The 24,186-nt window shown below is 65.1% G+C and carries 6 protein-coding genes; 2 read left to right on the top strand and 4 right to left on the bottom strand.

What is annotated here, in order from left to right; translation table 11 throughout:
• Positions 1 to 2: 2 nt before the first annotated feature.
• From cyoB to hmpA, 4 genes are all read right to left on the bottom strand, one after another.
• On the bottom strand, positions 3 to 2,021 hold the full coding sequence (gene cyoB / locus ACFY68_RS06460) for a cytochrome o ubiquinol oxidase subunit I (protein WP_387524700.1): 2,019 nt from the start codon (positions 2,019 to 2,021) through the stop codon (positions 3 to 5).
• A gap of 3 nt (positions 2,022 to 2,024) precedes the next feature.
• Positions 2,025 to 2,969 (bottom strand): ubiquinol oxidase subunit II, encoded by a 945-nt coding sequence (cyoA, locus tag ACFY68_RS06455; RefSeq protein WP_346612052.1) that lies wholly within the window; start codon positions 2,967 to 2,969, stop codon positions 2,025 to 2,027.
• A 558-nt stretch (positions 2,970 to 3,527) separates the two neighbouring features.
• Complete coding sequence (locus ACFY68_RS06450; protein ID WP_346612053.1) at positions 3,528 to 4,034, bottom strand: disulfide bond formation protein B; 507 nt, start codon at positions 4,032 to 4,034, stop codon at positions 3,528 to 3,530.
• Positions 4,035 to 4,454: 420 nt separating this feature from the next.
• The gene (hmpA, locus tag ACFY68_RS06445; RefSeq protein ID WP_387524697.1) at positions 4,455 to 5,633 is read right to left on the bottom strand and encodes an NO-inducible flavohemoprotein; all 1,179 of its coding nucleotides are present in this window, start codon (positions 5,631 to 5,633) and stop codon (positions 4,455 to 4,457) included.
• Between the two features lie 154 nt (positions 5,634 to 5,787).
• Between hmpA and norR the strand changes: the two genes are divergently transcribed.
• Positions 5,788 to 7,338: a nitric oxide reductase transcriptional regulator NorR gene (gene norR, locus ACFY68_RS06440; RefSeq protein ID WP_387524694.1), complete on the top strand. Its 1,551-nt coding sequence runs from the start codon at positions 5,788 to 5,790 to the stop codon at positions 7,336 to 7,338.
• Positions 7,339 to 7,533: 195 nt separating this feature from the next.
• The gene (locus tag ACFY68_RS06435; RefSeq protein ID WP_387524691.1) at positions 7,534 to 24,165 is read left to right on the top strand and encodes a BapA/Bap/LapF family large adhesin; all 16,632 of its coding nucleotides are present in this window, start codon (positions 7,534 to 7,536) and stop codon (positions 24,163 to 24,165) included.
• The last annotated feature ends 21 nt before the right edge of the window (positions 24,166 to 24,186 follow it).

The following is a 24,186-nucleotide window of genomic DNA, read 5'->3' as shown; positions in this document are numbered from 1 at the left end:
GATTACACCCGCTCAAACGATTCGACACGTGCGCCGGCAGGCAGAGCACCTGCTTTGGCCAGCGCTTGCATGCGCTCGCCTTCGATGCGCGCCACTTCTTCGGCCGGAACCATGTAGCCCTGGTCGTCACGCGCGGCGTGGCGAACGAAGACAGCGATGGTTGCAACCAGGCTTGCGCCAACCAGCCACCAGATGTGCCAGATGAAGGCAAAGCCGAAGACGGTCAGGAACAGACCCATGAACAAACCAGTAGCGGTGTTGCTCGGCATGTGGATGGCGTCGAACTTGGTTGCCGGCTTGTAAGCAGCACCGGTTTCCTTGGTTTCATGCCATGCATCCAGACCAACCTGCTCAGGCATGTGGGCGAAGTTGTAGAACGGAGGTGGCGACGAAGTCGACCATTCCAGAGTACGACCGCCCCATGGGTCGCCGGTCACGTCCAGGTTCTGGTTGCGGTCGCGGACCGAAACGAAGATCTGGATCAGCTGGCAAGCGATACCGAACAGGATCAGCACGGCGCCGACAACGGCTACGTACAGGTAGGGTTCCCACAGTGGGTTGTCGGAGTGGTTCAGACGACGGGTCATGCCCATGAAGCCCAGGGCGTACAGCGGCATGAACGCAACGTAGAAGCCCGAGATCCAGAACCAGAAGGCAGCTTTGCCCCACTTCTCGTTCAGGGTGAAACCGAAGGCTTTCGGGAACCAGTAGGCGAAGCCGGCGATGTAGCCGAATACCGCACCACCGATGATCACGTTGTGGAAGTGAGCAATTACGAACAGGCTGTTGTGCAGGACGAAGTCAGCACCTGGTACAGCCAGCAGAACGCCGGTCATGCCACCGATCGAGAAGGTGATCATGAAGCCCAGGGTCCACAGCATCGGTGCGGTGAAACGCACACGGCCCTGGTACATGGTGAACAGCCAGTTGAACAGCTTCACACCCGTCGGGATGGAGATCAGCATCGTCGCCAGGCCGAAGAAGGTGTTGACGCTGGCGCCGGCACCCATGGTGAAGAAGTGGTGCAGCCATACCGCGAAGCCCAGGATGGCGATTGCGCCCGATGCGTAGATCATCGAGTGGTGGCCAAACAGACGCTTGCCGGAGAAGGTCGAAGTCACTTCCGAGAACACGCCGAAGGCCGGCAGGATCAGGATGTAAACCTCAGGGTGACCCCACGCCCAGAACAGGTTGACGTACATCATCGGGTTCCCACCAAGCTCGTTGGTGAAAATGTGGAAGTCCAGATAACGGTCAACAGTCAGCAGAGCGAGTGCAGCGGTCAGGATCGGGAAGGAAGCAACGATCAGTACGTTGGCCCAGGTGCAGGTCCAGGTGAAGATCGGCATGTCCATCAGTTTCATGCCAGGTGCGCGCATCTTCATCACGGTGACGAGGAAGTTCACACCGGTAAGCGTCGTACCCAAGCCGGATAGCTGTAGCGCCCAGATGTAGTAGTCGACACCCACCCCAGGGCTGTACTGAATACCCGCGAGCGGCGGATAGGCAACCCAACCGGTCTTGGCGAATTCGCCGACGCCCAGGGAGATGTTGACCAGCAGCACGCCTGCCAGCAGCAGGTAGAAGCTCAGGGAGTTCAGGAACGGGAAGGCAACGTCACGTGCACCGATCTGCAGAGGAACCGCAAGGTTCATCAGGCCGGTGAAGAACGGCATCGCCATGAAGATGATCATGATCACACCATGAGCGGTGAAGATCTGGTCATAGTGTTCAGGCGGCAGATAGCCTTCGGAGCCGCCGGTAGCAGCAGCCAGCTGTGTACGCATCATGATGGCGTCGGCAAAGCCGCGCAGCAGCATGATCATCGCGACGATGATGTACATCACCCCGATTTTCTTGTGGTCGACAGTCGTCAGCCACTCGGTCCACAAGTAGGTCCACTTGCGGAAATAGGTGATAAGGCCGACGACAGCGATACCGCCGAGCGCGATCATGGCAAGCGTCACCATGACTATCGGCTCGTGATAGGGTATCGCCTCCAGGCTTAATTTACCGAACATCTCTTACTCCTCTGCACCGGCAGCTGGTTGCGTACTCGATTCCACACCCGTGGTGGTGGCCAGATCTTTGCTGCCTGCTTCTTCGTGGACCGGCTTGCCGCGGTTCATGCCTTCGTACTTGTCGACGATGGTCTGGAACAGCTCCGCTGGCGCCTCGCTGTACAGCGCGACTGGGTTGTATTCGCTAGGCTTGGCCAGTGCTTCGTACTCGGCCTTGCCCAGTTTCAGAGGCGACTGCTTCACTTCGGCGACCCACTTGTCGAAGTCTTCCTGAGAGGTTGCAGTAGCCTTGAATTTCATGCCGGTGAAGCCAGCGCCGCTGTAGTTGGCGCTGATACCGTCGAACTCGCCGTTTTCGTTGGCGATCAGGTGCAGCTTGGTGGTCATGCCGGCCATGGCGTAGATCTGGCCGCCCAGGCCCGGGATGAAGAACGAGTTCATCACGGCGTCGGAAGTGACGCGGAAGTTGACCGGGGTGTTAGCCGGGAAGTTGATCTTGTTGACCGTCGCGATGCCCTGCTCCGGGTAGATGAACAGCCACTTCCAGTCCAGTGCGACCACGTCGATCTGGATCGGCTTGACGTCGGAGTCCAGCGGACGGTACGGGTCCAGCTTGTGGGTGGACTTGTAGGTGACATAACCCAGGGCAATGATGATCAGGATCGGGATGATCCACACCGCAGCCTCGATCTTGGTCGAGTGCGACCAGTCAGGCGTGTAGGTGGCCGCCTTGTTGGAAGCACGGTACTTCCAGGCGAACGCCACGGTCATGATGATGACCGGGATCACCACCAGCAGCATCAGGCCGGTAGCGATGAGGATGAGGTTCTTTTGCTCAATGCCGACCTGACCCTTCGGGTCGAGCAGGGTCCAGTTGCACCCACTGAGTAAAAGCATGCCTAAAAAGGGCAATATGCCAAACAGTCTGGGGTAACGCTTTTTACTCATCTCACGACCTCTAGATCAGCTTGCTTCAATGCAATTTGTGTTTTGGTAGCCAGCACTTCGTCCTGCCAAGTGAGGCATTTCGCGCCCGTACTCGCTCCTGCCTGGGGTCCGACTGCAGGACCTTGGCTCAAGCGTGTTAGCGGTGCTTATGGTTTCGTAGGCAACAGGCCTGTACTTCAGACCAAGTCCATTTGGTGCGGGAAAACGCGGAGGGGTATCCGCCCGGTATCGCCGCTGGGCGAAACTTGACGAAGTCAGCAAAAGAAAGCGCTGGGGCTTCCTTCAATCCTGCGACTCGCAAGCAGTGCCGAACGGAAATTGGGGGCGATTGTAGTGAGGTCGCCAACCCTTGACTATGACTTATTGAGCAACAGTCTTTTACAGAATGCGTAACAATAGAGTGCAATTATTCAACTTCGCGACAGTTTGTCGCACCCCGCTTGATAGCCCTCAAACCCGCATCCTGCAAGGCTTTGTGGTTGATCTGAAGCAAGCGGGCGGCAACTTTTCCCTTCTGTCTGTGGGTGCAAAAGACCACAGCGAAATCGGGACTTATGTCTAAGGCCGGCGCCGGTTGCGGTAGATACCCAGCGGAACCAGAATGGCGGTCAGCACAAACGCTACCAGTGCCCACTGCGCCAGCGACAAGCCGAGGATCGGCGGGTATGGCGTGCTGCAGAAGCCGTCGACCTGGAATGCCAGCGGCCAGAGCTTGGCCAGCGGCAGGTCGTCGACGATCGGCTGCAGGGTGTCGATACCGCAGCTGACCATGGGGTTGGCGAGTATATACACATGGTTGCCAGCCGCAACGATTCCGCCAATTGCACTCAGCACCACCAGCCCCTCGAACACGGTCAGGCTGCGCCGCCCGGGCATCGCCGCGGCAATGAAGGCGAAGATGGCAATAAAGAGCAGGGCATAGCGCTGCAGGATGCACAACGGGCACGGTGCCTCGCCCAACACTACCTGCATGTACAGCGCACCGCCGATCAGGGCAAGGCAGATCACCCCCAGCAGCACCAGAAAGCGCCGTTCCCGATTCAGGCGCGATAGTTGTTCGTTCATTGCCGATTCCTTCGATGGATAGGTGGCAGCGTGATCCGCCTGCCTGGGCGCAAGTCTACACGCAGGTTTGGCCGTTAGCGTGTCGAGGAAGCGGCGAGACAGCGCAGCGCAGGGCTATCCGGTGATGGCTTCAGACCGGCAGCGGTGACGTCGGTTCAACGCCGGCCGGCAAAAAAGCGGCTGCCCAGGTGCCGCGCAGGGGCAAGCCCCTCGACACCCGGGAGTGAAGGATACAGTGATTAAAGGAGGATTAAAGATGAACGATGGCTGGAGAAGGTTTCATTTTTCCTTATATAAAGGTTGCCTGCTCCGGCCCCATCGCCGGCAAGCCGGCTCCCACAGGTCCACCACTGCCCTTGAGGCCGGTGATCCATCTGTGGGAGCCGGCTTGCCGGCGATGGGGGCAGTGCAGTCAGCCCATCATTCCAAAGCCGCCGCCGGCCCGAAGAACTCATAGCGGCTCTGCTGCTCCGGCACACCCAGGCCTTTCAAGTGGCGCTTGATAACCGCCATGAAACCCTTGGGCCCAAGGAAGTACGCATCCACATCACGCTCGCCTGGCATCCACTCACCCAGCAGGTCCTGGCTCAACAGCCCAACCGCATGGGCGCCACGCGAACCGTCATCTTCGGCATAGCAATAGAAGCGCTTGAGCTGGGGGTAACGCTCGGCCAGCCCGTCGACCCAGTCACGGAATGCATGCACCTGGGCGTTACGTGCACAGTGAATGAAGTGCACCGGGCGCCGGGTCTCGAGGGCAGCCTCGAGCATGGCCAGGGTTGGGGTGATGCCGACGCCGCCGCTGATCAGCACCAGCGGCTTGTCACTGGCGGCCAGGGTGAAGTCGCCGGAAGGCGGGAACAGTTGCAGCGTTTGGCCGACAACAAATTCGTCATGCAGGTAGCTGGAGACTTTGCCGCCTTCTTCACGTTTGACGCTGATGCGGTATTGCGTGCCATCGCACAGGGCCGACAGCGAGTAGTTACGGCGCTGTTCGGCACCGTCGATGAACAGCTGCAAACCGATGTACTGGCCGGCTTCGGCCTTGAGCACCGGCTTGCCATCGACAGGCGCGAAGTAGAAGGAAACAATCTCGCTGCTTTCGCGCTCGCGGCGTACCAGGCGGAATTCGCGGGTACCGCGCCAGCCGCCAGTGGCCTGCTCTTTCTGTTTATAAAGGCCTTCCTCGGCGCCGATGAGGATATCGGCCAGTTGCCCGTAGGCCGCGCCCCAGGCCGCGATCACCTCAGGGGTAGCGATTTCCTTGCCAAGCACTTCTTCGATGGCCCGCAGCAGGCAGCTGCCGACGATCGGGTAATGCTCCGGCAGAATCTGCAAGGCAACATGCTTGTTGATGATCTGCCCGACCAGACCGCCAAGTTGCTCCAACTGGTCGATGTGGCGCGCGTACATCAGCACGCCGTTGGCCAGTGCACGCGGTTGGTCGCCGCTGGCCTGGTGGGCCTGGTTGAACAGTGGGCGCACTTCGGGATACTCGTTGAGCATCATCTTGTAGAAATGGGTGGTCAGCGCTTCGCCGCCGGTTTCTAGCAGGGGGACGGTGGCTTTGATGATTGCACGTTGTTCGGAACTGAGCATTTGCAACGACTCCTGAGCCTGGGATTCAAATGGTTAATCAAGCCATTTCATCAATCGTGCCAACTCTTCAGCCCAGTAAAATCGGGGCATTGACTGCAGTCATGTCAAAATGACCCACCCCGGCGTATAGTCATAACGACCATCAGGAGTCTTTATGACCGCAAAACCGCTGCTTACCGCACTACTCCCCCTGGTCAGCGACCTGTCACGCGACCTGCCGGACCAAGAGCGCTATCGCCGCTTGCTGCAGGCCATGCGTAGCTTGCTGCCCTGCGACGCGGCAGCGTTGCTGCGCCTGGATGGCGAATGGCTGGTACCGCTGGCCGTGGATGGGCTTTCTGCTGATACCTTGGGCCGGCGCTTCAAGGTCAGCGAGCACCCGCGCTTCCAGATCCTGCTCAGCCGCGCCGAGCCCACACGCTTTGCCAGTGATTCTGAGCTGCCCGACCCTTACGACGGCCTGGTCAACGTGCCTGACGCCGACCTGGAGGTGCACGACTGCATGGGCTGCCCGCTGATGGTCGACGAGCGCCCGTGGGGCCTGGTGACGCTCGACGCCCTCACCCCCGGCCAGTTTCAAAGCCTGGAGCTGGATGCCTTGCAGGCCTTCGCCAGCCTGGCCGCCGCCACCGTTACCGTGGCTGAACGCATCGAACACCTGGCCTTGCGCGCCGAGGATGAACACCACCGCGCCGAAATCTATCGCCAGGCCAGCGGCCAAGGCAAAGAGCTGATCGGTCAAAGCCCGGCTCACAAGCGCCTGCTGGAAGAAATCCGCCTGGTCGGCGGCAGTGACCTTACGGTATTGATCACTGGCGAAACGGGCGTAGGCAAGGAGCTGGTGGCCCAGGCCCTGCACCAGGCCAGCAACCGCGCCGACAAACCCTTGATCAGCCTGAACTGCGCTGCGCTACCCGACACGCTGGTGGAAAGCGAACTGTTCGGCCACGTGCGCGGGGCGTTTACCGGCGCCCACGGCGAGCGCCGCGGCAAATTCGAGCTGGCCAACGGGGGCACGCTGTTTCTCGATGAAGTAGGCGAGCTGCCACTGACCGTGCAGGCCAAGTTGCTGCGGGTACTGCAGAGCGGGCAACTGCAGCGCCTGGGTTCGGACCGCGAGCATCAGGTCGACGTACGCCTGATCGCGGCAACCAACCGCGACCTGGCCGCCGAAGTGCGCAACGGCAACTACCGCGCCGACTTCTACCACCGCCTCAGCGTCTATCCATTACAGGTACCGCCATTGCGCGAACGTGGGCGTGATGTACTGCTATTGGCAGGTTATTTCCTCGAACAGAATCGATCACGCTTGGGCCTGAACAGCCTGCGTCTGAGCAGCGAAGCCCAGGCCGCCCTGCTGGCCTACGACTGGCCGGGCAACGTGCGGGAGCTGGAGCACCTGATCGGCCGCTCCGCCCTCAAGGCCATGGGCCAGCACCGAGATCGGCCGCGCATCCTCACCCTGGAGGCCAATGATATGGATCTTCGCCCCGTCACAGCCGTGCCCCAATCACCCTCCCCTGCAACGCTACCCGCCCCGTCTTTGCCCGAGGGTGGCTTACGCGAAGCGACCGACAGCTACCAGCGCCAGGTGATCGATGCCTGCCTGCAGCGCCACCAGGACAACTGGGCCGCCGCCGCCCGCGAACTGGGCCTGGACCGCGCCAACCTTAGCCGCCTGGCTCGTCGCTTAGGCCTGCGCTAGACCCATCCCTACCAAAGGATTAACCCAGAAAGCCTCTGGTTGCTTCCCATCGGACTGCTATATCTCCTCTACCACCGGTAACAGAGCCGTTACACGGCCTAGCTGCGCGCAATCGATTCCGCTAGCGGGAAAGGTTGCGCCAGCCAGAGGGCGCACAAGCCGCCCCTAAGTACCGCACACCAGCAGGGAGCATCCATGGACAACATCGTCGTCGCCGATAAGCAATCCGCAGTCGCCACCCAGAGCGCCTTCGGCAATATCACGCTCAACAGCCCGGGTGTCGTTCAGATGCCCGTCGCTCCCGACCAGGTGGCAACCGTCACCCGGCGTGGCCAGGACCTTATCGTCACGCTCAAATCAGGGGAAAAGGTCACCGTTGGCAACTTCTTCGCGGTGGACCAGGCGGGCGTCGGCAGTGACATGGTCTTCGTCGGCGAAGATGGCACCCTATGGCACGCGAACTACGATCCGGTCGCCTTCACCGGTTTCACCTTCGACGAAGTGGCCTCGCTGGATGAACTGGTAGCCGGTATTGGTGTTGCCGGCAGCGCCACACCGACCTGGGCGATTGCCGGGCTCAGCCTGCTGGGCATCGGGGGTGCGGCGGCCGCCGCTGACAGCGGCGGTGGCGGCGGCAGCAGCGGTGGTGGTTCCGAGCCTGGTGAAACTACCCCCCCTGCCACGCCCATCGACCTGCTGGTATCGCCAGATGGCCTGCGCCTGACCGGGCGTGGTGAAGCAGGCTCCACGGTGAACGTACGTGATGCGGCCGGCAACCTGGTAGGCACGGGTACCGTAGGCGCCGACGGCACCTTCGATGTCACGCTGACCACACCCCAGGCCAACGGTCAGAACCTGGATGTGACCCTCACCGATGCCGCCGGCAACACTTCACAGGCCGGCGTCATCACCGCGCCGGATGTCACCCCTCCTGCAGCCCCGAGCGAGTTGGTCGTCAACGAGCAAGGGACCACACTCACCGGCCGCGCCGAGCCGGGCTCCACCGTGCAAGTGCGTGGCGCCGACGGTGCTGTGCTGGGCACCGCCGTGGCAGGTGCCGACGGGCAGTTCAGTATCACCCTGCAACCCGCGCAAACTGATGGCCAGGCACTGCAAGTCACTGCCCAGGACGCTGCGGGCAATACCTCGCCGGCAGGCAATGTCACCGCGCCCGATATCGGCGGCGGCGACTCCACCCCTCCCGACGCACCGACGGACCTTGTGATCGGCTTGGCCGGTGCACAGCTCAGCGGTCGCGGCGAAGCAGGCGCCACCGTGCAGGTGCGGGATGCTGACGGCAACGTGCTGGCCACCGGCACTGTTGGCCAGGACGGTAGCTTCCAGATCACTCTGGACCCGGCCGTCAAGGACGGCAGCACTGTGCAAGTCGTGCTCACCGATGCCGCCGGCAATGTTTCGCAGCCTAGCTCGGTCACTTCGCCGGACCTGCAGGCACCCGATCAACCTACCGACCTGGCGCTGGCCGACGGCACCACACTGACCGGCCGCGGTGAGCCTGGCACAACCGTGCAGGTGCGCGACGCCAACGGTAGTTTGATCGGTACCGGTCAAGTCGGCTCGGACGGCAGCTTCAACCTCACCCTGTCCCCAACCCAGGCCAACGGCGAAGCGCTGGACGTGCGCTTGGTCGATGCCGCCGGCAACAGCTCGGCGCCCCTTGAATTCGATGCGCCGGACATCACCCCGCCGGCACTGGTCAGCAACATCGTGGTGGGTGCCGATGGGCTGCAGCTGGCAGGCCGCGGCGAAGCCGGTGCCACGGTGCAAGTGCGCGATGCCGAGGGCAACGTGATTGGCAGTGGTGTCGTGAGCGCCAATGGCACGTTCGTGATCGACCTCGCCCCCGCGGCACAACCCGGCGCTCAGCTGAGCCTGGTGCAGGTGGATGCCGCCGGCAACACTTCGCCCTCACTGGCATACGAAGTGCCGCTGACCTCGGTACCGCCCAGCCCGGACGACCTGGTCGTCGCCGATGACGGTTCCAGCGTCACCGGTACTGCCCCGGCCGGCAGCCGTGTCGAAGTGCGTGATGCAAATGGCACAGTGGTCGGTAGCGTGGTGGTCGGCCCCGATGGCACCTTCACCGTCGTGCTCGAATCGGCGCAAGCCAATGGCGAATTGCTCGACGTGGTGGCGATTGATGGCAATGGCACCTCGTCCCTCCCGGCCCAAGTGACTGCTCCCGACATCACCGCACCCGCTGCTCCGAGCGAACTGGCCGTCAGCGCCGACGGCAGCGTGGTCACCGGCCGTGCCGAACCTGGCAGCACTGTGCGTGTGCTGGCTGCCGATGGCACCACCGTGCTAGGCACTGTCGTAGTCGGTGAGACCGGTACCTTCAGCATCACCCTCGACCCACCCCAGGTGGACGGCGAACAACTGCAGGTCACTGCCACCGACGCCGCAGGCAATGCTTCGACCGCAGGCAGTGTCACCGCGCCGGACATCGACGGCGGCGACACCACTGCCCCTGATGCACCGACCGAACTGGTGATCGGCCTGGCCGGCGCGCAAATCAGCGGCCGCGGCGAAATCGGTACCGCTGTGGAAGTGCGTGATGCAAACGGCAACGTACTGGCCAGCGGCACCGTTGGCCCGGATGGCACTTTCCAGATAAGCCTGGACCCAGCCGTCAACGACGGCAGCAGCCTGCAAGTCGTGCTCACCGATGCGGCGGGCAATGCCTCCCAACCAGGCTCCGTCACCTCGCCAGACCTGCAGGCACCCGAGCAGCCTACAGACCTGGCGCTGGCCGACGGCATCACCCTGACCGGCCGTGGCGAACCGGGCGCAACCGTGCAGGTACGTGACGCCGAAGGCACCGTGATCGGTACCGGCCAAGTCGGCCCGGACGGCAGCTTCAACTTCACGCTCTCCCCGGCCCAGGCCAATGGCGAAGCGCTGGACGTACGCCTGGTCGATGCCGCCGGCAACACGTCCACCCCGCTGCAGTTCGACGCGCCGGACATCACCGCGCCCGCCGAAGTCAGCAATATCGTGGTCGGCAATGATGGCCTGGCCCTCAGCGGCCGTGGCGAACCCGGTGCCACCGTCGAAGTACGGGACGCCAATGGCAACCTGATCGGCACCGGCGAAGTGCTGGCCAACGGCACCTTCCTGATCGACCTCGACCCTGCTGCGCAACCCGGCGCACAGCTGAGCCTGGTGCAGACCGACCCAAGCGGCAACGCCTCCGAAGCGCTGCAATTCGAAGTACCGCTGGTCCCAGCCCCGGACAGCCCGACCGACCTGGTCATCGCCGCCGACGGCAGCAGCATCACCGGTAACGGCCCCGTGGGCAGCACCATCGAAGTACGCGGTGCTGATGGCACACTGATCGGCACTGTCGTAGTCGGCGGCGAGGGCACTTTCACGGTGCCTTTGGCGCCAGCCCAGGCCAATGGCGAATTGCTCGACGTAACCGCAGTCGATGCCAGTGGTGCGGCCTCCCTGCCCGCTCAGGTCACTGCGCCCGATATCACCGCCCCCACCACCCCAAGCGAACTGGCCGTCAGCGCCGATGGCTCGGTGGTCACCGGCCGTGCCGAGCCAGGCAGTACTGTGCGTATCCTCGCTGCCGACGGCACCACCGTGCTGGGCAGTGTCGTAGTCGGTGAGACCGGTGCCTTCAGCATCACCCTCGACCCACCCCAGGTGGACGGCGAACAACTGCAGGTCACTGCCACCGACGCCGCAGGCAATGCTTCGACCGCAGGCAGTGTCACCGCGCCGGACATCGACGGCGGCGACACCACTGCCCCTGATGCACCCACCGAACTGGTGATCGGCCTGGCCGGCGCGCAAATCAGCGGCCGCGGTGAAGTCGGTGCCGCTGTAGAAGTGCGTGATGCAAACGGCAACGTACTGGCCAGCGGCACCGTTGGCCCGGATGGCACCTTCCAGATAAGCCTGGACCCAGCCGTCAACGATGGCAGCAGCCTGCAAGTCGTGCTCACCGATGCGGCGGGCAATGCCTCCCAACCAGGCTCCGTCACCTCGCCAGACCTGCAGGCACCTGAGCAGCCCACTGACCTGGCGCTGGCCGACGGCATCACCCTGACCGGCCGTGGCGAACCAGGCGCAACCGTGCAGGTGCGTGACGCCGAAGGCACCGTGATCGGCACCGGCCAAGTTGGCCCGGACGGCAGCTTCAACTTCACCCTCTCCCCGGCCCAGGCCAATGGCGAAACGCTGGACGTACGCCTGGTCGATGCCGCCGGCAACAGCTCCACGCCGCTGCAGTTCGACGCACCGGACATCACCGCGCCGGCCGAAGTCAGCAATATCGTGGTCGGCAATGATGGCCTGGTCCTCAGCGGCCGGGGCGAACCCGGTGCCACCGTCGAAGTACGGGACGCCGATGGCAACCTGATCGGCACCGGCGAAGTGCTGGCCAACGGCACCTTCCTGATCGACCTCAGCCCTGCTGCACAACCCGGCGCACAGCTGAGCCTGGTACAGACCGACCCAAGCGGCAACGCCTCCGAAGCGCTGCAGTTCGAAGTACCGCTGGTCCCTGCCCCGGACAGCCCGACCGACCTGGTCATCGCCGCCGACGGCAGCAGCATTACCGGTAACGGCCCCGTGGGCAGCACCATCGAAGTACGCGGTGCTGATGGCACGCTGATCGGCACGGTCGTGGTCGGCCTCGAGGGCACCTTTACCGTGCCGCTGGCGCCAGCCCAGGCCAATGGCGAACTGCTCGACGTAACCGCAGTCGATGCCAGTGGTGCGGCCTCCCTGCCCGCCCAGGTCACTGCGCCCGATATCACCGCCCCAACCACTCCAAGCGAACTGGCTGTCAGCGCCGATGGCTCGGTGGTCACCGGCCGTGCCGAGCCTGGCAGCACTGTGCGTATCCTCGCTGCCGACGGCACCACCGTGCTAGGCACTGTCGTAGTCGGTGAGACCGGCGCCTTCAGCATCACCCTCGACCCACCCCAGGTGGACGGCGAGCAGCTGCAGGTCACTGCCACCGACGCCGCAGGCAATGCTTCGACCGCAGGCAACGTCACCGCGCCGGACATTGACGGCGGCGACACCACTGCCCCTGATGCACCCACCGAACTGGTGATCGGCCTGGCTGGCGCGCAAATCAGCGGCCGCGGCGAAATCGGTGCCGCTGTGGAAGTGCGTGATGCCAACGGCAACGTACTGGCCAGCGGCACCGTTGGCCCGGATGGCACCTTCCAGATAAGCCTGGACCCAGCCGTCAACGACGGCAGCAGCCTGCAAGTCGTGCTCACCGATGCGGCGGGCAATACCTCCCAGCCAGGCTCTGTCACCTCGCCAGACCTGCAGGCACCCGAGCAGCCCACTGACCTGGCGCTGGCCGACGGCATCACCCTGACCGGCCGTGGCGAACCGGGCGCAACCGTGCAGGTACGTGACGCCGAAGGCACCGTGATCGGTACCGGCCAAGTCGGCCCGGACGGCAGCTTCAACTTCACCCTCTCCCCGGCCCAGGCCAATGGCGAAGCGCTGGACGTACGCCTGGTCGATGCCGCCGGCAACACGTCCACCCCGCTGCAGTTCGACGCGCCGGACATCACCGCGCCCGCCGAAGTCAGCAATATCGTGGTCGGCAATGATGGCCTGGCCCTCAGCGGCCGTGGCGAACCCGGTGCCACCGTCGAAGTACGGGACGCCAATGGCAACCTGATCGGCACCGGCGAAGTGCTGGCCAACGGCACCTTCCTGATCGACCTCAACCCTGCTGCGCAACCTGGTGGTCAGCTGAGCCTGGTACAGACCGACCCAAGCGGCAACGCCTCCGAAGCGCTGCAATTCGAAGTCCCCCTGGTCCCAGCCCCGGACAGCCCGACTGACCTGGTCATCGCCGCCGACGGCAGCAGCATTACCGGTAGTGCCGCAGTGGGCAGCCGTGTCGAAGTGCACGACGCCAACGGTGTGCTGGTGGGCAGCGTGGTGGTCGGTGCTGAAGGTACCTTCACCGTCGTGCTCAACCCGGCGCAAGCCAACGGCGAGCTGCTCGACGTGAGCGCAGTCGATGGCAACGGCGCATCGTCCGTACCTGCCCAAGTCACCGCGCCTGACATCACCGCGCCAGCCATCCCGAGCGACCTTGCTGTGAGCGCTGATGGCAGCGTGGTCACCGGCCGTGCCGAGCCAGGCAGCACCGTGCGGGTGCTGGCGGCCGACGGCAGCACGGTATTGGGCAGCGTCGTGGTCGGTGAAACCGGTGCCTTCAGCGTCACCCTCGACCCGCCACAAGTCGATGGCGAACAACTGCAGGTCACCGCGACCGACACCGCGGGCAATGCCTCGACTGCCGGCAACGTCACCGCACCCGATATCGACACCGGTGGCGGTGATATCACTGCACCAGACGCACCGACCAACCTGGTCATCAGTGCCGATGGCCGCACGGTCTCCGGCCGTGGTGAAATCGGCGCGACGGTGACCGTCGTAGACGATCAAGGGCAAGAGATAGGGACTGGCACGGTACTGCCTGACGGCAGCTTTACCCTGCAGCTGGACACACCGGTGATCGATGGGTCGTCGCTGCAAGTGACACTCACCGATGCTGCGGGCAACGTGTCGCAACCGAGCCCGCTGACTGCCCCGGACCTGGTAGCGCCGGAGCAACCCACCGACCTTACCCTGACCGCGGGTGAAACCCTGACCGGCAGCGCCGAACCCGGTGCCCGGGTAGAGGTACGCGACGCCAACGGCACGGTCATTGGCAGCGCCATCGTCGAGCTGGACGGCACCTTCAGCGTCACCCTCGACCCTGTCCAGGCCAACGGCGAAGCACTGGCCGTAACGGTGACCGATGCCGAAGGCAACAGCTCTGCTCCGTTGGCCTTCATTGCGCCAGATATTACCGCCCCCGACATCATCACCAATGTGGTAGCGGGCGCGGGTAGCGTGGTGATTTCCGGCCGCGGTGAACCCGGTGCTTCGGTCGAAGTGCGCAACGCCGATGGCGACGTGATCGGGACGGGTACCGTAGCCCCGAACGGCACTTTCCTGGTCGAGTTGGACGCGCCGCTCAACGCGGGCGAGTCCATCGTGCTGGTGCAAACCGACGCTGCGGGCAACGCATCGGTCGGCCTCGGCATCATCGTGCCGCAGATACCGGTTCCAGAGAGCCCGGCCGGCTTGGTGGTGGCAGCCGACGGCACGTCCATCAGCGGTACTGCCCCGGTAGGCAGCCTGGTTGAAGTGCGCGATGCCCAAGGCAATGTGCTGGGCAGCGTGCAAGCGGGTAACGATGGCAACTTCACCATCGGCCTGACACCGGCGCAGGCCAACGGCGAACTGCTCGACGTGGTGGCCATCGACGCCGATGGCAACAGCTCGTTGCCGACCCAGATCAGCGCCCCCGACATCACCCCACCGAACGAAGCCACCGACCTGGTGCTCAGTGCCGATGGCGTGACCCTTACCGGCCGTGGCGAGCCCGGCACCAGCGTGCAGGTCAGCAATGCCCAGGGCACGCCGCTGGGCACTGCCGTGGTCGGCCCGAACGGCACCTTCACCCTCACTCTGGCCCCGGCCCAGACCGATGGCCAGGAGCTCGACGTCGTGCTGCGCGACGCCGCAGGCAACACCTCGACCGCCACCCTCATCGCGCCGGACCTGGACGGCCCGCTGCAACCTTCCGGGCTGGCCATCGACAGCGCCGGCATCCACCTCACCGGCACAGGCCAGACCGGCTCGACCGTTACCGTGCGCGCCGCCGACGGCACCGTGTTGGGCACCACCACAGTGGGTGCCGACGGGCGCTTCGACGTTACCGTCAGCCCACCCCAACGCAATGGTGAAAGCCTGACCGTTGAGGCCACCGACAACCTCGGTAACAGCGCTGGCCCGGTCGATTTCACTGCCCCCGACAGCACCCCACCGCAAGTCGTCGGCACACCGAGCATCGATGACACCGGCACCACCGTGACCGGCACCGGCGAACCGGGCGCCACCGTCACCGTGCGTGGCCCCGATGGCACCGAACTGGGCAGCGCCGTGGTGGCCGACAACGGCAATTTCGAGATCACCCTGGCCCCACCGCAGACCAACGGCCAGGCGTTGACCCTGGAGCAACGCGACCCGACCGGCAACGTGTCGGCCGCAGTTGACCTGCCAGCGCCGGACACCGAAACACCCGATGCCCCAACCGGCCTGACCCTGTCCGCCGATGGCACCATCGTCACCGGTACCGGTGAACCCGGTGCGCAAGTCAGCGTTACCGGCACCGGCGGCGCAGTGCTGGGCACCGCCGTGGTGCAAGCCGATGGCAGCTTCCGCGTGACCATCGACCCGCCGCAGCTCAACGGCCAGACGCTGGCCATCACTCAGGCGGATGCCGCTGGTAATGCCTCCGACGCTGGCACCGTGACTGCCAATGACCTTGAAGCCCCACTGCCTGCACAAGGCTTGGGGTTGAGCCTGGACGGCAGCGTGCTCACGGGGCAAGGCGAACCCGGCGCCACCGTGCAAGTGCGCGATGCCAACGGGCAACTGCTGGGCGATGCCGTGATAGAAACCGACGGCAGCTTCAGCGTCACCCTCACCCCGGCCCAGACCAATGGTGAAGTACTGTCGGTCGTCCTCACCGACGATGCCGGCAATGCTTCGCCGTCGGCCACCTTCACCGCCGATGACACCACTGGCCCCGCTACCCCGACCGGCCTGCAAGTCAGCGCCGACGGCACCACGCTGCAAGGCAGCGGCGAAGTAGGCTCGACCGTTGAGGTGCGCAATGCCAACGGCGACCTGCTGGGCACCGTCGTGGTACCCGTGGGCGGCACCTTCAGCGTGGCGCTTGCGCCTGCGCAGCTGGACGGCCAGCTGCTCGACGTCACCCTCACCGACGCCGCTGGCAATGCGTCCACTGCCGGCCAGGCCAGCGCACCGGACCTCACCCCACCGGCACTGCCGACTGATGTGGCTGTCAGCGCTGATGGCAGCGCGGTGACCGGCAATGCACCGGGTGCAAGCTCGGTAACCGTGACCACGCCTGACGGCACGGTGATCAGCGTGCCGGTAGAAGGCGACGGCAGCTTCACGGTGCCGCTGGCACCTGCGCTGACCAATGGCGAAACCGTAAGCGTGGTCGTCACCGATGCCGCGGGCAACCCGTCGGCATCGTCCACCGTAACCGCACCAGACACCACGCCACCGGCCGCGGCCACGGACATTACGGTCAGCCCGGATGGCGGCACCATCGGCGGCACCGCCGAACCCGGCAGCACCGTCATCGTGCGCGATGGCACCACCGAACTGGGTACCGGCACCGCCGGCCCGGACGGCACCTTCGTGATCCCCATCACCCCGCCGCTGGCCAGCGGCGACACCGCGCAGGTTGTGGTACGTGATGGCGGCGGCAACGAAACCTCAGTCGACGTGGCGGGCCCTGACGGCACTGAAGTCGCCACGCCGAGCGACCTGGCAATCAGCGCCGATGGCTTCATCCTCACAGGCGAAGGGACGGTGGGTTCGCTGATCACCGTGACGTCCGCCGGCACTACGCTGGGCACCGCCACGGTGGGCAGCGACGGCACCTTCCGGGTGTTCTTCAGCAACGCCCAGCTCAATGCCCAGACCCTGCAAGTCAGCGCCCGCCTGTCGGCAGGCGGCAAGCCGTCCGTGCCAGCCACGGTGGTGGCAGAAGACACCACCGCACCGGATGCACCCGACCAGCTCGTCCTCGACCGCACCGGTAGCACCCTTACCGGCCGCGGCGAGGTGGGCGCGACCGTGCGTGTGGTGGACGCCCAAGGCAACGAGGTGGGCAGCGCGACCGTCGGCAGCAACGGGCTGTTCAGCATCAGCCTGGCCCCGCCGCAGGCCAACGCCCAGAACCTCACCATTACCCAGGCCGACGCCGCCGGCAACACGTCACTCGCCGCTACCCTGCAGGCGCCTGACCTGCAGGCACCGGGCGTTGCGACCGGCCTGAGCCTGAACAGCGCAGCCACCGTGGTCAGCGGCCAGGGCGAAGCGGGCGCAACGGTGACCGTGCGCGACGCTAGCGGCGCGGTCCTGGCCACCGGTACGGTCAATGCGAATGGCCAGTTCCAGATCACCCTGCCGAATGCGCAGACCACTGGCAGCCCGTTGCAGGTCACGCTCAGCGATGCCGCAGGCAACGTGTCTGGCCCTGCCAGCCTGGCAACCCCGGACCGCACACCACCAGCCGCGGTCGGCAACCCGGTACTCAGCGCCGACGGCAAACAATTGTCCGGTAGCGGTGAAGTCGGCGCCACCGTGCAGGTGCGCAACGCCGCCGGCACCGTGGTGGGCACCGCCACCGTCGGTGCCGATGGCCGCTTCACGGTGACCTTCGACACACCACAGGCGACCGGCCAGGCCATCGGCGTCAGCCAGGTGGATGCAGCGGGCAACACTTCGCCTGCGATCACCCTCAGCACACCGGACCTCGCCCCACCGGCGCCACTCACCAACGTTGCGCTAAACAACAACGGCCTGACTCTCACTGGCCTGGGTGAAGCGGGCGCCACCGTGACCGTGCGCAGCCCCGATGGCACCATCATCGGCACGGGCCTGGTGGCCGCCAATGGCAGCTTTACCCTGACCCTGACCAGTGCACAGCTCAATGCCCAGCAATTGAGCGTGACCCAGACCGACGCGGGCAACAATACCTCGACCGCTGTTGCGGTCACCGCGCCCGACCTCACCCCACCTGCAGCACCAACCGCGTTGGCCTTGGCCGGTGCCGGCCTGCAGCTGAGCGGCAGTGCCGAAGCCGGCAGCACGGTCACCGTGCGTGATGCCGCGGGCAACGTGCTGGGCAGCGCAGTGGCCAGCAGCAATGGCACCTTCCAGGTCACCCTGAGCAGTGCCCAGACCAACGGCCAGACCTTGCAGGTAACCGCCACCGATGCGGCCGGCAACGTGTCGCCGATTGCGCCGTACACTGCGGCTGATACCACACCACCAGCAGCCGTCGCCAACCTGGCCGTCGCCGCCGATGGCACCACCCTGACCGGTACTGGCGAAGTGGGCGCCACGGTGACCGTGCGCGCGGCGGATGGCACCTCGCTGGGCACCGTCGCGGTGGGCAGTGACGGCTCCTTCACGATCACCCTCACGCCTGCTGCGATTGCTGGTGAAAGCCTCAGCGTGACCCAGACCGACGCAGCGCAGAACACCTCGCCGACGCAGAACGTCACCGCGCCGGGCAACCTGGCACCGGACACGCCGGAAAACCTGGCGCTGTCTGCCGATGGCCTGGTGGTCACCGGTACCGCCGCGCTGGGCACCACGGTCAATGTCTACGGCCCTAACGGCGTGTTGCTGGGCACCGCGCCGGTCGGTAACGACGGCAACTTCACGGTCAACCTGGGCAGCGCCCAGGCCAATGGTGAAGTGCTGCACGTCAGCGCCGTGGGCACCGACGGCAGTGCTTCGTTGCCAGCCACCTTGCAGGCGCCGGACACCACTGCGCCGCTGCCGCTGACCAACCTGGTGCTGGCCAGTGACGGCCTGACCCTCACCGGCCGTGGTGAGTCGGGCGCCACCGTTACCGTGATCGGTCAAGGCGGTGTCGAGCTTGGCACCGGTGTAGTCGATGCCGATGGCAACTTCAGCATTGGCCTGGGCATCGCGCAGATCAATGGCGAACAACTGAGCGCGCAACAGACCGACGCAGCAGGCAACGAGTCCAACAGCGTCAGCCTGACTGCGCCTGACCGTGTGGCCCCGGATGCCGCGAGCAACCTTGCCTTTGCCGGCGGTGGGAGCCTGCTCAATGGCACCGGCGAGGCCGGCAGCACTGTCAAAGTACTCGCCGCCGATGGCAGCGTGCTGGGCACGGCAGTCGTGCGTGCCGACGGTAGTTTCCAGGTCAACCTCAACGCACCCCAGGCCAACGGCCAGCAGGTGCAGGTGGTGCTGACCGATGCTGCGGGCAACCAGTCGAACCCCAGCGCGATCACCGCGCTGGATACCACCCCACCGGCCGTGCTGACCGAACTGGCAATCTCGAGCGACGGCGTAACCCTCACCGGCCGCGGCGAGGCTGGCGCGACCGTGACGGTCACCAATGCCGCCGGCGACGAAATCGGCACTACGTTGGTGGATGCCAGCGGCAGCTTCACCGTCATCCTCAACCCGGCCCTGGGCAACGCCGAGCTGCTTAGCCTGACCCAGGCTGACGCAGCCGGCAACGTGTCGGCGGTCGCGAACCTGCAAACACCTGACTTCACCCCACCGGCCATCCTCACCGAGGTCGTCATCAGCGACGATGGCAGCGTGGTCACTGGCCGCGGCGAAGTGGGTGCGACGGTCACCGTGACCGATGCCGACGGCAATGCGCTGGGCACGACCCAGGTGCTCGCCGACGGCAGCTTCCGCGTCGAGCTGTCACCGGCGCAGATCAACCAGCAAGTGCTGTCGGTGCAACAGGCCGACCCACCCGGCAACATCAGTGAGCCGGTCACGGTCACCGCACCGGACCTCACGCCGCCTGAGGCGGCAACCGAGCTGCGCCTGAACGCCGCCGGCGATCAGCTCAGTGGCGTCGGCGAAGCAGGCACCACAGTGCGCGTGTACCTCGGTACCGATGAGATCGGTGTTGCCACGGTGGCTGCCAACGGCACCTTCGTGGTGGACCTGAGCTCACCACAACTGAACGGCGAACTGCTGCAGGTAACCCTCGAGGACGCCAGCGAGAACCTCTCGCCGATCAGCACGATCACGGCGACCGACACCACGCCACCGGCCACGGTCATCGCCACCCTCAACGACAGCGGCACGCAGCTGGTCGGTACCGGTGAAGCTGGCGCACGCGTCACGGTCATGAACGACCGTGGCGACATGGTCGGCCAAGGCGTGATCGACCCCGACGGCACACTGGTACTCAACCTCACCACGCCGCAGATCAACGGCGAGGTGCTGACCATCATCGCCCAGGACGCTGCAGGCAACCCTTCAGCGCCACTGCAGGTCACGGCGCCAGACCTGGTGCCACCGGTACAGCCTGCGGAGCTTGCCCTCAACCCGTTGGGCACGGTACTGACCGGTACCGGCGAACCTGGTACCACCATCACCGTGCGTGGCCCGGACAACACCGTGGTCGGCAGCATCGAAGTCGAGGCCGACGGTACCTTCAGCGTGCCGCTGAACCCGGCGCAGAACAACGGTCAGCTGCTGACCGTGGTCTCCACCGATGACGCCGGCAACGCTTCGCTGCCCGCCACGCTGCTGGCCGCAGATACCTCACCGCCAGCGGTAGTCACCAACCTGGCTATCAACACCGACTACAACGTGCTTACCGGTCGCGGCGAAGCCGGCGCAACGGTTACCGTCAGCCAGGCAGGCACTGTGTTGGGTACGGCACTGGTTGACGCCAGTGGCAATTTCTCGGTCAACCTGTCGCCAGCGCCGGGCTCGGTCGCAACCCTGGGCGTGACGCAAAGCGATGGCATCAACACCTCGGCGGTAGCGACATACGTCACCCCTCTGGTCCCACCACCTGCGCCACCTGCCAACGTGGTACTGGGCGCAGACGGCCTGACCCTGACCGGGACTGCGACATCCGGCGCTTCCATCCGTGTCTACGATGCCGCTGGCACCTTGATCGGTACGGGCGCTGCCAACCTCAATGGCGGCTTCACCCTGCAACTGAACACGGCGCAGCTCGATGGGCAGTACCTTTCGGTGACGGCCGTGGCGCTGGTGGGTGGCGAATCACAACCGGTGTTCCTGCAGGCGTCCGATATCACCGCACCGGCCAACCCGGTGGTCACTGCCCTGTCGGCCAACGGCCTGGTCCTTACCGGTACGGGTGAAGCCGGTGCCACCGTCACCGTGCGCGATGCCGGCGGCAATGTGCTGGGTACCGGCGTGGTCAATGCTGGTGGTGCGTTCAGCATCAACCTGGCCAGCGCACAGCTCAACGGCCAGGTGCTAGGCGTGACCCAGGCCGATGCCGCAACCAATGTGTCGGGCAGCACCAGCTTCACCGCGCCGGACTATCAGGCGCCGACCGCACCGACCGACCTGGCTGTGACTGGCGGCGGCACCGTGCTGACCGGCAGAGGTGAGCCGGGTGCGACGGTAACCGTCACCGGCCCGAGCGGCGCCTTGGGGACTGCCGTGGTGCAAACCGACGGCACCTTCAGCGTCACCCTCACCACCACCCAGAACGATGGGCAAGTGCTGGTCGTACGTCAGACCGACGCCGGCCTCAACCAATCGGGCAGTGCCAGCGTCACCGCGCCGGACACCACGCCGCCCGCCGCACCAGTGGCGGCGATCAACGCCAACGGTACCGCAGTCAGCGGCTCTGGCCAGATCGGCAGCACCGTCACCGTGCGCAACAGCGCCGGTACCGTGCTGGGCACCGCGACAGTCGGCGCCAACGGCCTGTTCGTGGTCAGCCTGGCGGCGGCACAGGTGGACAACCAGGCGCTCACCGTTACCCTCACCGATGGTGCAGGCAATGTCTCGACCGGGACTGCGCTGACCGCGCCGGACATCACCCCACCGGCGGCCGCCAGCAACCTGGTGATCAGCGCCGACGGCAGCACCCTCACCGGCAGCGGTGAGCCCGGTGCGACCGTTACCGTGCGCAGCTCCAGCGGCCTGGTGCAAACCGCGACGGTACAGCCCAACGGCAGCTTCACCGTGACCTTCAGCCCTGCCCAGGATAACGGCCAGACGCTGACGATCACCCTCACCGACCCACGCAACAACGTGTCCGGCAACGCCAACATCACCGCCCCGGATGTGGATGCCAATGCCCCGGTCATCGCCAGCGACAACCTGGCCACGGCCACCGTCAACCTGGCGCCGGTCACCGCATCGCAAACCTTCAACGACAGCTTCACCACCCTGCTCTCCGGCTTCAGCAAGACCTTCACCTGGACCGTCGGGGCCGGCACCACGGTGGACCCAACCCTGACGCTGACCACCAACAGTGTGCTGGCGTTGCTCAACAACTCCACGTTCACCTTGCAGGTGAAAGACGCCAGCGGCGCCTGGGTGACCATCGCCACTGGCGGCAGCCAGGGCCTGCTTGACCTGATCGTGCTGCCGCTGGGGCTGCGCGTCGATATCGGCGAGCTGCAGGCGGGTGAGTACCGCCTGACCGTCGGCAGCGGTGGTATCGGCCTGGTGACCCAAGTCACCACCACGCTGGACATCGAAACCACCAGCCTTACCCAGTTCACCGGCACCGGCACTGCCGCAACCGGCAACGTCATCACCGACCCGGGCACCGACGGCACCACCGACTCGCGCGGCCCCGACAGCGGCGCCGTGCTGCAAGTGCTGAAAAACGGCAGCTATGTGGCCGCTGGCGCCGGCACCACGGTGCAGGGCCAGTACGGCACCCTGGTGATCAACGCCGACGGCAGCTACACCTACACCCCCAACGCCAGCCCTTCCAGCGTTGGCAAGGTCGATGTGTTCAGCTACCAACTGGTGCACCCGAACGGCCTGACCGATGCCGCCAACCTCTACGTGCGCATCGACAGCCCGCAAGCCTCGGAGATCTGGAGCGACAGCAACCTCGGCGCGCCCGCCACGGTGGTGGATGCAGTCAACGACATCGACAGCACCAACATCACGCTGGCCAACCGGGTCGACACCAGCAGCAGCACCCTGGGCACGCTCAGCCTGCCGTTGATCGGCGCACGCCAGGCCACCTACACCACCACGGTAGCTGCCGACACCAGCGCCGACCTGCAAGTGGTGGTCAACTCGACCAACCTGCTGACCCTGCTCGGCAACACCACCATCGCGCTGTACAAGCTCAACAGCAGTACCGGCCAATATGTGCTTGTGCAGTCGGTGCCGGGCAGCTCGCTGCTCACCCTGCTGGGCGGTGGCGCAGGCTACACCTTCACAGGCCAGGGTGCCGGCAGTTACCAGGTCCGCGTCAATTCCAGCGGCATCGGGTTGCTGAGTTCGATCACCACCAGCCTCAACACCACCACCACGCATCTCAACGAGTTCGTGGTCAGCAACTACACCGCCGTCAGCGGCAACCTGATCACCGACGCCGGCGGCGCCGACAACCTTGGTTCTGCGCTGACGGTACTGAGCGTGCTGACGGCCGCCAACACCTACACCATCCCTGGCTACAACGGGGTCAGTGTGGTCGGCACTTATGGCACGCTGCTGGTGCAGGCGGACGGCAGCTACACCTACACCCTCAAAAGTGGACTGACCTCGGCGGTGATCGGCCAGCACGACACCTTCACCTACGAGCTGACCCACCCCAACGGCACCACCGACACCGCCACCCTTACCGTCAACCTGGACAATGCTGCGGGCCTGACCACGTTCTCGGCGCTGGCCGATAACAGCGACGACAGCAGCGCCGTGGCCAGCGTTGCGGCGGCCGCCTCCAGCGAGGTAATCGCCGGCACCGACGGCAACGACCACCTCGATGGCAGCCAGGGTGGCCACATCACGCTGGAAGGTGGTGCAGGCGATGACACCCTGGTGGTGGTGGACCAGAACTTCGCCAGCGTCGAGGGCGGCACCGGCACCGACACCCTGCTGTGGGGTGGCGGCGATGCCAGCATCGACCTGGGCAACCTGGTCGGGCGGGTCCACGACATCGAGGTCATCGACCTCAACGACACCAGCTCGGTGGCGCTGACCCTCAACCTTGCGGATGTGGTGGCCATTACCGAAACCAGCAACAACACCCTGTTGATCAAGGGTGATGACAAGGATTCGGTGCACATGACCGACACCTGGAACCTCACCGGGAACCAGACAGCCGACGGGATCGACTATAACCAATACACGGCCCAGGAGGATCCGAGCCACCACTTGTGGGTGCAAAACGGCATCCATGTCGTCTGAGGCCGCAGTAACCCGCCGGGC

It is taken from the genome of Pseudomonas sp. NPDC012596 (assembly GCF_042902325.1).
GTDB lineage: Bacteria > Pseudomonadota > Gammaproteobacteria > Pseudomonadales > Pseudomonadaceae > Aquipseudomonas.
The sequence above is the reverse complement of the archived record's forward strand: the minus strand, read 5'-3'. Positions and strand labels throughout refer to the sequence as shown.

Coding starts and splice junctions, on each gene's coding strand:
- ACFY68_RS06435 (WP_387524691.1), top strand. CDS start 7,534: ATGGACAACATCGTCGTCGCCGATAAGCAATCCGCAGTCGCCACCCAG.
- hmpA (WP_387524697.1), bottom strand. CDS start 5,633: ATGCTCAGTTCCGAACAACGTGCAATCATCAAAGCCACCGTCCCCCTG.
- cyoB (WP_387524700.1), bottom strand. CDS start 2,021: ATGTTCGGTAAATTAAGCCTGGAGGCGATACCCTATCACGAGCCGATA.
- ACFY68_RS06450 (WP_346612053.1), bottom strand. CDS start 4,034: ATGAACGAACAACTATCGCGCCTGAATCGGGAACGGCGCTTTCTGGTG.
- cyoA (WP_346612052.1), bottom strand. CDS start 2,969: ATGAGTAAAAAGCGTTACCCCAGACTGTTTGGCATATTGCCCTTTTTA.
- norR (WP_387524694.1), top strand. CDS start 5,788: ATGACCGCAAAACCGCTGCTTACCGCACTACTCCCCCTGGTCAGCGAC.